Here is a 13,368-nt window from a genome sequence, read left to right on the forward strand (position 1 = left end):
GGGGCAAAGGACGTTCATGCGCATAGCAGTCATCGGTGCCGGGATCGGAGGGCTCACGGCGGCCATCGCCCTGCTCAAACGAGGTTTTGAAGTGGAGGTGTTCGAGCAGGCCAGGGAGCTGGGGGAAATCGGCGCCGGCGTGCAGATCAGCCCGAATGGCGTCAGGGTTCTGGCGAGTCTCGGGCTCATGAACGACATCGAGGCCGTCGCGTCCGAACCGGCGGGCAAGTGTGTGCGGCTGTGGTCGACCGGGCAGGAGTGGAAGCTGTTCGATCTGGGTTCGGTCTCACGACAGCGTTACGGTTTCCCGTACCTGACCATGCACCGTGGCGACTTGCACCAGGTGCTGGTCAAGGGGCTTCGTGCCTTGAGCCCCAATGCCATCCGTCTCGACACCCGTATCACCGACATTCGCCAGGACGCTGATGTGGTGCGCATGTTCGCTTCAGGCCAGGAGGTCGCCAGTGCCGATTTCGTGGTGGGCGCCGATGGTGTGCATTCGCAGGTGCGCCAACGCCTGTTTGGCGATGACGAGGCCCGCTTCTCGGGCATCGTGGCCTGGCGGGGCGTGATCGATGCAGAGACATTGCCCGCGCATCTGCGGCAACCCTATGGCTACAACTGGCTCGGGCCTGGAAAGCACGTTATCCACTATCCCGTGCGGTCCGGGAAGCTGGTGAACCTGGTGGCGGTGGTTGAGCAGTCTCAGCGTTGGGAGCTCGAGTCCTGGTCCCAGAAGGGCTCTCGGGAAGATTTCGAGCGCGACTTCGCGGGCTGGCACGAAGACGTCCACCACCTGATCCGTGCGGTGGAGACGCCGTACAAATGGGCGCTCATGGTGCGAGACCCGATGTCGTCGTGGACCAAGGGGCGTGTGACGCTGCTGGGCGATGCCTGCCACCCGACGCTGCCGTTCCTGGCGCAGGGCGCGGTGATGGCGCTGGAAGATGGCTACCTGCTCGCCCGGGCGCTGCACGAACACGGTGGCGACATCGCACGTGGCACGGCTGCCTACGAGGCCGCGCGTGTGCAGCGCACCGCGAAGATCGTGCAGGGCGCTAACGAAAACGCCACGCGCTTCCACAATCCACAGCTGGCCCATGCCGAAGGCGCCGCGGCCTATGTGGACCGCGAATGGACGGAAGAGCGCGTCCGGCAACGGTATGAATGGCTGTTTGAGTACAACGTGGAGACCCTCGCGCTATGAAGGAGCATCTGGCTTCGCACACCTGTGGTGGAGGCCCCCGGAAGGTCATTGTGATGAATGGCTGGCTGGGGCTGTCCAGGCACTGGCAACCCATGCTGGAGGCCATGGACCCGGATCGGTTCGAATGCGCGGTTTTCGAGTACCGCGGCTACGGTTCGCGCCGGTCCGAGCCCGGCCTGTTCCAGTTTGAAGAGGCGGCGTCGGACGTGCTGGCGCTGGCCGATGGGTTGGGCTGGTCGAGCTTTTCCATCGTGGGCCACTCCATGGGTGGCATGGCGATGCAACGCGTGGCCTTGCGGGCCCCTGATCGGGTGGAGCGTCTGCTGGGCATTGCGCCGGTTTCCGCCGCGGGTTCCGGCATGGATGCCGCCCGCCGGGCCTTCTTCGAGTCGGCCGTGGACGATGTGGCTGCGCGCCAGCAGATCTTTCACATGTCGACCGGCCAACGACTGACGGCGGCTTGGTGCCGAAACATGGCCGCCGACTCCACGGAGAACAGCCCCGCGGCCATGCGTGCGTACCTGGACGGTTGGGCGGGCCAGGGGTTCGCCGATCAGGTGGCCGGGCTGGACGTTCCCGTGAAGGTGCTGGCGGGTGAATTCGATCCTGGCATCAGCTTTGAACGGGCCCGCGATGCCTGGCTGCTGCACCACCCGCACGCCGAGATTGAAATGGTCCCGCAGACGGGGCACTACCCGATGCAGGAATTGCCCGCTTTCGTGGCGGCCCGGGCAGGCGCGTGGCTTTGGTGAGTTGAGGCGATGTATCCCTTTTCCTATGTCAGACCGGCTTCCGTTCAGGAGGCTGTGGACTGTCTTTCCCGATTCCCCGATGCCCGGCCGCTGGCCGGCGGCATGACGCTGTTGCCCACGCTCAAGCAGCGCCTGAGCGCGCCCAGCCACCTCGTGGACCTGAGCCGCTTGCCGGCGCTTCAGGGCATTTCGCAAGAGGGTGGTGTCCTGCGCATCGGCGCCGCCACGCGCCATGCGGCGGTGGCGCAGTCGGATGTGGTTCGGCGTTGCATTCCCGCGTTGTCGGATCTCGCCGGTCTCATCGGCGATCAGCAGGTGCGCAACCGCGGCACCCTGGGTGGCTCGATCGCCAACAGCGACCCTGCCGCCGATTACCCTTCGGCCGTGCTGGCGCTCAAGGCGACGGTGGTCACCGACCGGCGCCGCATTGACGGCGATGCCTTCTTCCTGGGCATGTTCGAGACCGCGCTGGAACCCACGGAGATCGTCACCGCGGTGGAGTTCCGGGTGCCCGATCGCGCGGCTTATGTGAAGCACCGGCACGCGGCCTCCGGTTATGCGGTGGCAGGAGTCTTCATCGCGGACCATGGGGGCGATGCCCGCGTTGCCGTGACGGGCGCTGCGCCGTTTGCGTTCCGGTGGACGGCGGCCGAGCAACGTCTGGCCGCGAGTGCAACCGAAACCTGGGCCCCCGACACGCTGGTGGGCCTGGAGCCCGAGTCATCGGCATTCAACGCGGACGCCACGGCGACACCGGCATACCGGGCGCATCTGGTTGGCGTGCTCGCCGGGCGCGCGCTGTCGACCCTGCGCACCCTCGAAGCAAAGGTGAACTGATCATGGAATTCAAGGGACGGCAGGTCATCCGCGCCAGCCGAGAAACCGTATGGACGGCACTCAATAACCCCGCCGTGCTGGAGCAATGCATCGACGGCTGCGAATCCTTCACCGCGGTCAACGACAGTGAGTGGCAGGTGGTGGTGCGGGCATCGGTCGGGCCGGTCAAGGCGCGTTTCAAGGGTGCCTTGACGGTGCAGGACCGGGAGCCGCTCAAGGGCTATCGGCTCCGGGGGCAGGGCGAAGGCGGCATGGCCGGCTTTGGTGAGATGACTGCGGTGGTCACGCTGGAAGACGAAGGCGCGGACACGTTGCTGGTCTATGCGGCCGAGGCCCATGTGGGTGGCAAGCTGGCGCAGATCGGTTCCCGGCTGGTGGGATCGGTGGGCGCCAAGATGGCAGACCGCTTCTTCGCACGCTTCAACGAGGTGTTGACCGAAGGCGGTGGCGAAGGCCAGCGGCCCACGGCCACGGCGGCGGAGGGACCGGGCAGCACCGCCTGGACCAACAGCGGCGCCGGCCAGGCCAACGTCGAACTGACGGTGAATGGTCAACCGGTGCGCCGCCATGTGGACGACCGCACCCTGCTGGTCGAGCTGCTGCGGCGCGATCTTGGCCTGACCGGCACCCACGTGGGTTGCGACACGTCGCAATGTGGCGCCTGCACTGTCCGGCTCGATGGGGTGGCGGTGAAATCGTGCACCGTGCTGGCCGTGCAGGCCAGTGGCGGCGAGGTGGTCACCATCGAGGGGCTGGCAAAGAAGGACAGCATGCATCCGCTGCAGAAGGCTTTTGTGCAGTGCCACGGGCTGCAGTGCGGCTTCTGCACGCCCGGAATGATCATGTCTTCCGATGGTTTGCTGCGCTCGGGACAGCAGATCGACCATGCATCGATCTGCACTGCGCTCGAGGGCAACATCTGCCGCTGCACGGGCTACGTCAACATCATCCGGGCGGTGGAGCAGGCCGCCACGGAGATGGGCCTGCCCTGCAATGCCCGCGCGGATACGGAGGGGGCACGATGAGCTGGATTGGCAAGGCGCAGCCACGCAACGAAGACCGCCGCCTGGTGGTGGGCAAGGGGTGCTACACCGACGACATCGCCAAACCGGGCCAGGCCTGGGCCGCGTTTCTGCGGTCGCCCCATGCGCATGCGCGCATCGTTCGCATCGACACCTCTGCCGCGCAGGCTCTGCCCGGCGTGCTGGCCGTGCTCACCGGCGCGGACTATCTGGCCGACGGGTTCGAGGGCATCGATCACGTGCCCAATCCCATTGCCGCGGTGAACCCGAAGGAAAAGGCGTTCCTCACCTCCGAGACGGGTGCCATCTACAACCGGCGCCAGTGGCCCTTGAGCGTGGACAAGGTGCGCCACGTCGGCGAGGCGCTGGTCATGGTCGTGGCCGAAACGCCGCACCAGGCACGCGATGGTGTGGAAGCCGTTCAGGTGGAATACGAGGTGTTGCCGGCGGTGGTGGACGCCGACGACGCGCTGGCCGAGGGTGCATCCCAGCTGTACGACGATCTGCCCCGCAATTGCTGCTTCAGCACGCAGATCGGTGACCGCGAGGCCGCGCGCGCCGCGTTCGACAAGGCCGCCCTGGTGCTGCGCCGCGAGTTCAAGAACAGCCGCATCGTCAACGCGCAGATGGAGCCACGCTCGGCCATCGGCGAATACGATCCGGCCGCAGACACCTACCTGCTCACGTCCGGCAGCCAGGGAGTGGTGCGGCAGCAGCTGGGCCTGGCCGATGCATTCAAGGTGCCGGCCACGCGCGTGCGCGTGGTGTGCCCCGACGTGGGCGGTGGCTTCGGCCCGCGCACCTCGCTCAACATGGAGCCGGTCTGCGTGCTCTGGGCCGCGCGCCGGGTGGGGCGGCCGGTGAAGTGGACGGGTGACCGCAGCGAAGCCTTCGTCAGCGACTACCAGGGCCGCGGCATGACCTTCCGCACCGCCATGGCCTTCGATGCGCAGGGCCGCATCCTCGCGGTGGACAACGAACTGATCGGCAACGTGGGCGCCCACACGATTTCATACGTGCCCATGGCCAACGCGATGCGCGTGACCACCAGCGTGTACGACGTGCCGGTCGCTGCCATCCACGTCACGGGCGTCGTCACCAACACCGTGCCGACCGGTCCGTACCGGGGTGCGGGGCGCCCGGAGAGCATGCACGCCTTCGAGCGGCTGCTGGACCTGGCCGCATCCCGCCTGGGTATCGACCGACTCGACATCCGCCGCATCAACATGATCCGGCGCGAGACCCTGCCGCGTGTCAGTCCCATGGGGCTGCCCTACGACAGCGGGAACTTCCCCGCCAACATGGAACGGGTGATCGAGCTGGCCGACTGGCAGGGCTTCGAGACAAGGCAGCAGGAGGCAAGGCAGCGAGGAAAGCTGCGCGGCATCGGCCTGTCCAACTACATCGAGTCGCCTGTGGGCGCGCCGCGTGAACGCATCGAACTGCGCGTGCTGCCCGACGGCAGCACGGACATCGTGTCGGGCACGCAATCGACCGGGCAGGGCCACGAGACCACGTTCGCGCAGGTCGTTGCGGACCATCTTGGCGTGCCGTTCGAGTCGATCCGCTTGCGCACGGGCGACACGGCCTTCGTCAAATGGGGCGGCGGCACGCACTCCGACCGCTCCATGCGACTGGGTGGCAAGCTGCTCATCGATGCCAGCAAGGACCTGATCGACAAGGCCCGTGCGGTGGCCGCACATTGCCTGGGAGTGGATGCACAGCGCCTCACCCGGGAAGGCGCCGGCTTCACCGTCAGAGTCTGGTGGGGTCTGCGCAAGCGGCGGATCACGCTGGCTCAACTGGCCCAGCACGTGCAACGCCATGGCATGCCGGGGCAGCCGGACATGCGTGAACTGGGCGCCGAGGCGGAGTTCAACGGCCGCATGCCCGCGTACCCCACGGGCGCGGCCGTGTGCGAGGTGGAGATCGACCCCGACACCGGAGAGATCGACGTGGTGCGCTACAGCGCGGTGGACGACGTCGGGCAGGCGATCAACCCGCTCATCGTCGAAGGCCAGGTGCATGGTGGTCTGGCCCAGGGCCTGGGCCAGGCATTGACCGAGGGCTACCAGGTGGACCGCCAGAGCGGGCAGGTCCTGTCCGGTTCCTACATGGACTACGGCATGCCGCACGCAGAGCTCATGCCGCCGCTGAGCGTCGAGCTGACCAACGACCCCACGCACGGCAACCCGCTGGGCGTGAAGGGCGGTGGTGAAAGCGGCATCACACCCGCCACCGCCTGCACCTTCAACGCCCTGGCGCACGCGCTGGCGGCCTACACCGACGAAGAGCTGCCCATGCCCGCCACGCCGCTGGCGGTGTGGGAGGTGATTCACCAGGGCCGCTCGGCCCGGACTGCCCATTGAAGAGAGGACGACACACATGACGGCCACCCACCACCAAGCCTCCCCCGAAGCCGGGGTGCTGATCGACCTGCGTGACGGTGTGCTGACCCTCACGCTGAACGATCCCGGCACCGGCAATCTGGTCGATGCCGCCATGTCGAATGCCATCGTTCAGGCCATACAGACGATCGGTGATGACGTGAAGGCCATCTGCCTGCGGGGTGCGGGCGATGACTTCTGCGCCGGCAGGAAGTCGCCCACGCCACCGAAGGGCGGCGCCGTGCCTTCCGCGGAGAAGTTGCGGCACCTGGTGGCAGAGCCTGCGCTGGCGCTGTACGACGCCATCAAGTTCGCACCCGTGCCCACCCTGGCGGTGGTGCAGGGCCGCGCACTCGGCGTGGGCGCTGCCCTGGCCTGCGTGTGCGACATCACGCTCGCGCAAGCCGGAGCGCGCTTTGCCATTCCGGAACTGGAGCGAGACATTCCGCCGGCGCTGGTGATGGCGGCGCTGCACGACCGCGTTCCGCTGAAGACGCTGGCAATGCTGGTCTACACGCGTGAGGAGCTCTCTGCCGCGGATGCCCTTGGCGCCGGGCTCATCAGCTATGTGGTGTCCGCGGAAGACCTTGAATCCACCACCGCGCGCTGGCTGGCTAGCTTCGCAGGCAACAGCACGGTGGCATTGCGGGCCTGCAAGCAATACCTGACCCATGCGCCTTCCATGTCGGCCACCGGTGCCAGTGCATTTGCCAGCCACGTGATCGGCACGGCCCTGTCGGCCAGATACTGAATTTTTCCCCGACCTCAGGAGACACATCATGACAACGTTGCAATGCCTGCCTCGCCGCGCAGCCCTGGCCTGCGCCGTCGCACTCGGGTGCGCCTGGGCCGCACCGGCCTTGGCACAGGACAACTATCCGAGCAGGCCCATCCGCATGATGCTGGGCTATCCCGCTGGCAGCGGCATCGATGCCGCCGCGCGGCAAATGGCTCGCCAGATTGAAGTGCTGGCCGGACAGCCCGTGGTTGTGGACAACCGGCCCGGGGCATTGGGCAACCTCGCGGCGTCCGCCGTCGCGGCTGCTGCTGGCGATCCGTACACCATCCTGTTCACGCCGAACTCGACCCATGCGGCCAACACCCACCTGTTCAAGAAACTGCCTTTTGACCCGGTGGCCGACTTCACCCCCGTGAGCAGCGTGGCCACCGTGGCCTTCGTGATGGTGACCAACCCGAAGCTCACGCCGGAGAAGAGTGTGGGCGAGCTGTTGGTGAGCATTCGCAAGGACCCCACGCGTTACCACTTTGGCAGTGGCAACGCCACCGGGCTGGTGGCCGGCTCCATGTTCAAAACGATGGCGAACGTCGACATACTCAGCGTGCCTTACAAGGGCGTTCCGCCAGCCATGAACGATCTGATGGGTGGGCGCATTCACATGGTGTTCGCGGATGCCACCCTGGCCATTCCGCAGGCCAAGGGTGGCAATGTGCGGGCGCTGGCGGTCACCGGCGGCGAACGCGTGGCCGCCTTGCCCGATGTGCCCACGATGGCAGAAGCAGGTTTGCCTGGCTACGATCTCAGCGGCTGGTTCGCGGTTTTCATGCCGGCCCGTGTGCCGGCTGCGGCGGCTGAAAAGCTCAATGGCTTCATTCAGACGGCCAGCCGCAACCCGCAGTACGTGGAGTTCATGCGCGGCATTGGCGCCGAGCCGCAAACCTCGACGCCGGCCCAGCTGCTGCAACGTGTTAAGACCGACACCCAGGCTTGGGGCAAGCTGGTGGAAATGGCGGGCATCACCCCGGAGTGATCCGCACAGCCGTTGTGCAAAAAAAGGCCGTGCCATTGCACGGCCTTTTTTGCATCAGGCGTCGGCGAACTGGGCCTCGCTCAGGATCGCGAGGTGGTGCGCGCCGTCACCGAAGGTGTATTCGAGCTGGTTCAGGCGCTTGTAGTAGTCGCTCAGTTCGTATTCGTCCGTGAGGCCGATAGCGCCATGCAACTGGACCGCCTGCTGCCCCACGCGCTTCATGGATTGCGACAGCTGGTACTTGGCTTGCGACAGCGCCACCCGACGCGCAGGGGCATCGGCCTGCAGCTGCAAGCTGGCGCAGTAGCTCATGGAACGGGACAGTTCGATCTCCATCTTCATGTCGGCCACGCGGTGCCGCAGTACCTGGAAGTCGGCCAGCGGCCGGCCGAACTGCTGGCGCATGTTCAGATGCTCTATCGTGAGCGCCATCGTGTGCTCCATGAGGCCCACCGCCTCCGCGCACAGGTGAGCGATGCCCAGGCCAATACCCCATTCCAGGGCGCCGTCGCCGTCGGTGCTGAGGCATTCGCCCTGTGCGTTGCGCAAGGTCGCTGTGGCGGCGCGCCGACCATCCAGCGTGCGATAGCTTTCGAGGGTGACCCCGTCCTGCGGAAGGGGAACGAGGAACAGGGCCCGCACGCCGTCCAGCATGGCCGGCACGATCAATGCCTGGGCCTGGTCGCCGGAGGGCACGAGGTCTTTTTGTCCCGTGATGAGGAGCCTGCCCTCGCCATCGCGCACGGCCCGTGCGGTGCAACGGTCGACGGCGTAGCGGCTGCCCCGCTCCTGATGCGCCAGTGCCACCCAGGCCTCGCCCGCGGCCATGCGTGGCAACCACGCGCCCGCCAGGTGCGCTGGGGCAAAGCGCTGGATCAGCTGCGAGCCCAGCCAGGCCAGGCCCAGGGGTTCGAGCACCGCGTGGCGGCCGAATTCCTCCATGACGATCATGGCCTCGATGGCGCCCATGCCCATGCCACCTTGTTCCTCGGCGATGGGCAGGCCGGTCAGACCCAGGTCGGCGAACGAGCGCCACGCCTGCGGATCCCATCCGCCGCCGGCCATCGTCCGGCGGCGGCGCTCGGCGCCGTACTCTCCCTGAAGCCAACGTGCGACGGCATGGCGCAGCTCCACCTGCTCGTCCAGGAAATCAAAGTCCATTTCTGCCTCCTGCATTCAGTACGGTCTGTGCCACGATGTTTCGCTGCACTTCGTTCGAGCCACCGTAGATGGTGGTTTTCCGGTTCTTGAAGAATCCCATGGCCAGGGTCGAATGCGCCGCGGCCGGGCCGGGGAATTCCCCGGGCCAGCCGGCTTCCATCGCGTCTTCGATCCACGGCAAGGCGTACGGCCCTGCCACGGCCATCATCAGTTCGGTGTAGCGCTGGGTGATCTCGCTGCCCTTGATCTTGAGCAGTGCCGCAATGTCCAGCGGGTTACGCCCCGACTTCTCCAGGGACAGCACTCGCAGCACCATCATGTCCAGGGCCTTGATGTCGACTTCCAGCCGGGCGATGTCATCGCACAGGCGCGTGTCGCCCGTGAGGCCGGCGTCCCGCACCAATTGCCGGAGCCGTTCCAGTTCGGCCTTGCTGCGGTTGATGTCGGAGATCGTTGTCCGCTCATGCGACAGCAGCTGCTTGGCGTAGGTCCAGCCCTTGTTTTCTTCTCCGATCAGGTTCTCGACCGGCACCTCCACGTTGTCGAAGAAGACGTCGTTCACATCGTGTTCGCCATCCAGCAGCTTGATCGGCCGGATGGTGAGCCCGGGGGACTTCATGTCGATGAGCAGGAAGGAGATGCCCGCCTGCGGCTTGCCTTCGGTGCCGGTGCGCACCAGGCAGAACATCCAGTCGCCCCATTGCGCCATCGTGGTCCAGGTCTTCTGGCCGTTGACCACGTAGCGGTCGCCTTGTCGCACGGCGCGCGTGCGCAGGGAGGCGAGGTCGGAACCGGCCCCCGGTTCGCTGTAACCCTGGCTCCACCACACCTCGCCGCTGGCGATGCCGGGCAGGAAACGCTGCTGCTGTTCCGGGGTGCCGTGGGACATGATGATCGGCGCCACCATGGTCGGTCCAAAGGGCACGATACGTGGTGCACCGGCCAGTGCGCACTGTTCCTCGAACAGATGTTTCTGGATGGCGTTCCAGCCTGGGCCACCGAAGGCGCGTGGCCAACCGTAGCCCAGCCAGCCCCGTTGGCCGAGCAGGCGCGCCCAGCGCTGGAAGTCGTCCTTGTGCAGGCGCTGGCCCGCGCGGACTTTAGAGGCGATGTCGTGTGGGAGGTGTTCGACGATCCAGGCGCCGACAGACGCCCGGAACTGTTCCTCTTCATGGGAATAGGCAAGATCCATGGGATCTCCAGACAGGAAATGGAAGAAAAAGCCATCGAGGTGCATGCCAGGGTGGCAGCGCCTTTGTCCGATGGGGATCAGTCGTCTTTGCGTTTTGCCGCGGCGTCTTGAGACGACAGATGGCTGATCTGGTACAGCGTGGCGCGCAGGGCGTCCAGCGTGTCGGCGTCGAAGCGGGAGAACACTTCGCGCTCCAGGCGGCGCATGGCGGCGTCGCCCGTGGCATAGGCCTTGCGGCCCGAGTCGGTGAGGGTCAGGCGCAGCACTCGGCGGTTGCCGGGATCTTCCGCGCGCTGGAGCAGACCCTGCTCCAGCAGCGGATTGAGCAGTTGCCCCATGGCTTGCGGCGTCTTGAAAAAGCGCCGCGACAGTTCCGCGGACGACGAGCCGCCGCGGTTCTTGATCATGTTGAGCACCGTCATCTGAAGCCCGGTGAGGCCGCACGGCTTGAGCGCAGACTCGATCTTCATGCGCACTGCTTGCGAAGCGTGCATCAGCAGCCACGAGGATCGCATGTTCGTGGGCGGCAACGCCTCTGACTCCAGCATGTTCTGCGAGGGCGTGTCATCCTCAAGGGCAGGGCGGCCCGGCGAAGTGGTGGTGCGCAGGTTGCTCACGAAAGCTTGGTGGCCTATGAAAGAATCGCTCATGGTGCAGGAGCCTGTGCAACGTACTTGGTGACGAGATAGGCTTCCATGCCTTCTATCCCTCCTTCGCTGCCGTAGCCGCTGTCCTTGACCCCGCCAAAAGGGGTATCAGCTCCGGCGAGTATAAGGGTGTTGATTCCGAGCATGCCGGTCTCGACGCGCTCGGAGAGGCGCACGATGCGGCCGGCATCGTTGGTGAAGGCATAGGCCGCCAGCCCATAGGGCAGGGCGTTGGCCGCGGCAATCGCCTCGTCCTCATCGTCGAAGGGCAGCACCAGTGCCAGCGGTCCGAATGGTTCATCCGACAGCACGCGTGCGTGCGCCGGAAATTCGTGCAGCACAGTCGGCTCGAAGAAAAAACCGTCGCGGGGCAGGCGCTTGCCGCCGCAAGCCAGGCGTGCACCCACGGACATCGCATCGTCCACCAGCGACTGCATGGCCGCGACCCGCCGTTCGCTCGCCAGGGGGCCCATGGCCGAGCTCCCGTCGATGGAGTCACCGACCGCTATCGCACTCGCCGCGCGTGCGAACGATTCGACGAAGGCGGCATAGGCAGATCGCTGCACGTAGAAGCGCGTGGGTGAAGTGCACACCTGGCCCGCGTTGCGGAACTTGCCCATAGCACAGGTGCGTGCCGTACGGTCCACATCCACGTCGTCGAAGATCAGCACGGGGGCGTGGCCACCCAGCTCCATTGTCGCGGGCTTCGCCTGTTCGGCGGCGAGCGATGCAATGACTCGACCCACCGGCACACTGCCGGTGAAGGTCACCTTGCGGACCAGGGGAGAAGCGATCAGATGCCGGGACACCTCTGCTGGCACGCCAAACACCACGTTGAGGACACCGCGGGGCAATCCCGCGTCGTGCAGTGCCCGCGCGATTTCCAGCACGCCGGCAGGTGTCTCTTCAGACGGCTTGATGATGCAGGTGCATCCTGCGGCAAGGCTGGCCGCGATCTTGCGCGCCGGAATCATCATCGGGAAGTTCCATGGCGTGAATGCCGCCACCACCCCCACGGGTTGCTTGAGCACCAGTTGGCGCCACCCTGGATCGCGCGAGGGAATGACGCGGCCATACAGTCGCCTCGCCTCGTCCGCGCACCACTCGAAAACCTCGGCCGACCCCAGTACTTCCTGCCGCGCCTCCGGCAGTGTCTTGCCCTGCTCCAGGGCCAGTGCCGCGCTGAGCGGTTCGACCCTGGAGCGCAGCAAGGTGGCGGCCTGGCGCAGAAGGCCACTGCGGTAAGCGGCTGTGGTCGAACGCCATGTTTGCCATGCACGGTCGGCGCTGGACAGGGCGTTGTCCAGATCGTCGGCGGTGGCGAGCGGCAAGTCGCCCAATGCCAAGCCGGTGGACGGATTGAGCACGGCCTCGTGTGGCCGGCCTTGTACGCCGTGCCATTCGCCGTCGATGTACAGCTGGAGTTCAGGATAGGTGGTTTTCATGGAGTGTGTGGCCGAGCTTGTCGAGCGTTTGGTTGATGAATTCGGGGGCTTCGTATGCGACCCAGTGGCCGACGTTGGGCACGACGTGAAACTGCGCGGTGGGGCACCTTTGGCGAAGCACCTCGCGTTGTGCTTCGGCATCGCCGCCAAGCGCGTCGAATTCGCCGCGCACGGCGGTCACGGGCACCGTGAGCCGTTCCAGCGAGGTGTCCAGGCCATCGAGTGAAAAGTCGGTAGGTCGAACGCGGGCGTTGTGCGCATTGAGGGCGTGGATATCCACCGCCTGTTCATCGATGGACGCCGGGTCGTGGAGCATCAGGACGCCCAGGTTGTGGCGGTGTGCGGCGTGCTCGAGATCCGGCGGAAGGTGCTTCCAGCTGCGGAGACCAGCCGGAAACGGTGGCGCCTGCCCCGTGAACGTGCCACGGATGAGAACGAGGTGCGCCACCTGCTCGGGGCGCAGCAGCGCCATGGCTTCGGCTACCAGCGAGCCGAACGAAAACCCCGCCAGGACATACGGCCGTCCGCCCAGGATGCGGTCGATGTTGTCCGATAGCCGCTGCCCCATGTCCATGTAGGCGCGATCCCCCAGGTCGCGGGAGTCTCCGTACCCTGGAAGGTCTGGCACCAGCACGGTGTGCGATTGGCTGAGCGCGTCGATGTTCCGCGCCCAATGGGTCCACGATCCGCCCGATCCGTGCAGCAGGACGATGGCAGGACCGCGGCCCCACCGCCGCCAGACGATGCCGTCGGCATCCACCCCTTGCTCGTTGTGAGCGCGAGAAAGAAGCTTTCGCAAGCAGGTGTTGTGTTCCATAAAATTTTTGTCCAGGAGTTGCTCTCTTTGTGATGGCCAGGGCCGCTGGAGTTGAAGTCTTTCTGACATCGACTAAGTGATAACCCTGATGCTTATGTAAATCACATTGATATAAAGTATATTTACATTCAA

Annotated in this window: 12 protein-coding genes and 1 pseudogene; 8 read left to right on the top strand and 5 right to left on the bottom strand. The window is 65.9% G+C overall.

Annotated elements, in window-relative coordinates:
* Window positions 1–16 precede the first annotated feature (16 nt).
* The 8 genes and pseudogenes from HPA01S_RS03280 to HPA01S_RS03310 all read left to right on the top strand — a co-directional run bounded on the left by HPA01S_RS03280 (window position 17) and on the right by HPA01S_RS03310 (window position 7,974).
* Window positions 17–1,207, top strand: a complete 1,191-nt coding sequence (locus HPA01S_RS03280) for an FAD-dependent monooxygenase (RefSeq protein WP_066266587.1) — start codon at window positions 17–19, stop codon at window positions 1,205–1,207.
* Complete coding sequence (locus HPA01S_RS03285) at window positions 1,204–1,959, top strand: alpha/beta fold hydrolase (RefSeq protein ID WP_066266589.1); 756 nt, start codon at window positions 1,204–1,206, stop codon at window positions 1,957–1,959. The genes HPA01S_RS03280 and HPA01S_RS03285 overlap by 4 nt, the downstream gene beginning before the upstream one ends.
* Window positions 1,960–1,968: 9 nt before the next feature.
* Complete coding sequence (locus HPA01S_RS03290) at window positions 1,969–2,796, top strand: FAD binding domain-containing protein (RefSeq protein ID WP_066266593.1); 828 nt, start codon at window positions 1,969–1,971, stop codon at window positions 2,794–2,796.
* A gap of 2 nt (window positions 2,797–2,798) precedes the next feature.
* Window positions 2,799–3,218 (top strand): annotated as a pseudogene (locus HPA01S_RS23495) (SRPBCC family protein); the annotation flags it as partial.
* 114 nt (window positions 3,219–3,332) lie between these two features.
* Window positions 3,333–3,821 (top strand): (2Fe-2S)-binding protein, encoded by a 489-nt coding sequence (locus HPA01S_RS23440; RefSeq protein ID WP_066266768.1) that lies wholly within the window; start codon window positions 3,333–3,335, stop codon window positions 3,819–3,821.
* The gene (locus HPA01S_RS03300; RefSeq protein ID WP_066266595.1) at window positions 3,818–6,187 is read left to right on the top strand and encodes a xanthine dehydrogenase family protein molybdopterin-binding subunit; all 2,370 of its coding nucleotides are present in this window, start codon (window positions 3,818–3,820) and stop codon (window positions 6,185–6,187) included. Before HPA01S_RS23440 ends, HPA01S_RS03300 begins: the two co-directional genes overlap by 4 nt.
* 16 nt (window positions 6,188–6,203) lie before the next feature.
* The gene (locus HPA01S_RS03305) at window positions 6,204–6,956 is read left to right on the top strand and encodes an enoyl-CoA hydratase/isomerase family protein (RefSeq protein WP_066266598.1); all 753 of its coding nucleotides are present in this window, start codon (window positions 6,204–6,206) and stop codon (window positions 6,954–6,956) included.
* A gap of 28 nt (window positions 6,957–6,984) precedes the next feature.
* Complete coding sequence (locus HPA01S_RS03310) at window positions 6,985–7,974, top strand: Bug family tripartite tricarboxylate transporter substrate binding protein (protein ID WP_084360428.1); 990 nt, start codon at window positions 6,985–6,987, stop codon at window positions 7,972–7,974.
* 54 nt (window positions 7,975–8,028) lie between these two features.
* Here HPA01S_RS03310 and HPA01S_RS03315 read toward each other — a convergent pair whose 3' ends face one another.
* The 5 genes from HPA01S_RS03315 to HPA01S_RS03335 form a co-directional block, all read right to left on the bottom strand.
* The gene (locus tag HPA01S_RS03315) at window positions 8,029–9,135 is read right to left on the bottom strand and encodes an acyl-CoA dehydrogenase family protein (protein WP_066266606.1); all 1,107 of its coding nucleotides are present in this window, start codon (window positions 9,133–9,135) and stop codon (window positions 8,029–8,031) included.
* The gene (locus tag HPA01S_RS03320) at window positions 9,125–10,327 is read right to left on the bottom strand and encodes an acyl-CoA dehydrogenase family protein (RefSeq protein WP_066266613.1); all 1,203 of its coding nucleotides are present in this window, start codon (window positions 10,325–10,327) and stop codon (window positions 9,125–9,127) included. The genes HPA01S_RS03315 and HPA01S_RS03320 overlap by 11 nt, the downstream gene beginning before the upstream one ends.
* Window positions 10,328–10,404: 77 nt before the next feature.
* Entirely contained in the window at window positions 10,405–10,944 is a 540-nt protein-coding gene (locus HPA01S_RS03325; RefSeq protein ID WP_169801495.1) for a MarR family winged helix-turn-helix transcriptional regulator, read from the bottom strand.
* A gap of 29 nt (window positions 10,945–10,973) precedes the next feature.
* The gene (locus HPA01S_RS03330) at window positions 10,974–12,419 is read right to left on the bottom strand and encodes an NAD-dependent succinate-semialdehyde dehydrogenase (RefSeq protein ID WP_066266620.1); all 1,446 of its coding nucleotides are present in this window, start codon (window positions 12,417–12,419) and stop codon (window positions 10,974–10,976) included.
* Entirely contained in the window at window positions 12,400–13,236 is an 837-nt protein-coding gene (locus HPA01S_RS03335) for an alpha/beta fold hydrolase (protein ID WP_169801496.1), read from the bottom strand. Before HPA01S_RS03335 ends, HPA01S_RS03330 begins: the two co-directional genes overlap by 20 nt.
* Window positions 13,237–13,368: the final 132 nt, after the last annotated feature.

Source organism: Hydrogenophaga palleronii NBRC 102513 (assembly GCF_001571225.1).
GTDB classification, from domain to species: domain Bacteria; phylum Pseudomonadota; class Gammaproteobacteria; order Burkholderiales; family Burkholderiaceae_C; genus Hydrogenophaga; species Hydrogenophaga palleronii.

Bases quoted from the DNA above. Each gene is read 5' to 3' on its own strand.
- HPA01S_RS03280 (WP_066266587.1), top strand. From the start codon at position 17: ATGCGCATAGCAGTCATCGGTGCCGGGATCGGAGGGCTCACGGCGGCC.
- HPA01S_RS03285 (WP_066266589.1), top strand. From the start codon at position 1,204: ATGAAGGAGCATCTGGCTTCGCACACCTGTGGTGGAGGCCCCCGGAAG.
- HPA01S_RS03290 (WP_066266593.1), top strand. From the start codon at position 1,969: ATGTATCCCTTTTCCTATGTCAGACCGGCTTCCGTTCAGGAGGCTGTG.
- HPA01S_RS03300 (WP_066266595.1), top strand. From the start codon at position 3,818: ATGAGCTGGATTGGCAAGGCGCAGCCACGCAACGAAGACCGCCGCCTG.
- HPA01S_RS03305 (WP_066266598.1), top strand. From the start codon at position 6,204: ATGACGGCCACCCACCACCAAGCCTCCCCCGAAGCCGGGGTGCTGATC.
- HPA01S_RS03310 (WP_084360428.1), top strand. From the start codon at position 6,985: ATGACAACGTTGCAATGCCTGCCTCGCCGCGCAGCCCTGGCCTGCGCC.
- HPA01S_RS03315 (WP_066266606.1), bottom strand. From the start codon at position 9,135: ATGGACTTTGATTTCCTGGACGAGCAGGTGGAGCTGCGCCATGCCGTC.
- HPA01S_RS03320 (WP_066266613.1), bottom strand. From the start codon at position 10,327: ATGGATCTTGCCTATTCCCATGAAGAGGAACAGTTCCGGGCGTCTGTC.
- HPA01S_RS03330 (WP_066266620.1), bottom strand. From the start codon at position 12,419: ATGAAAACCACCTATCCTGAACTCCAGCTGTACATCGACGGCGAATGG.
- HPA01S_RS03335 (WP_169801496.1), bottom strand. From the start codon at position 13,236: ATGGAACACAACACCTGCTTGCGAAAGCTTCTTTCTCGCGCTCACAAC.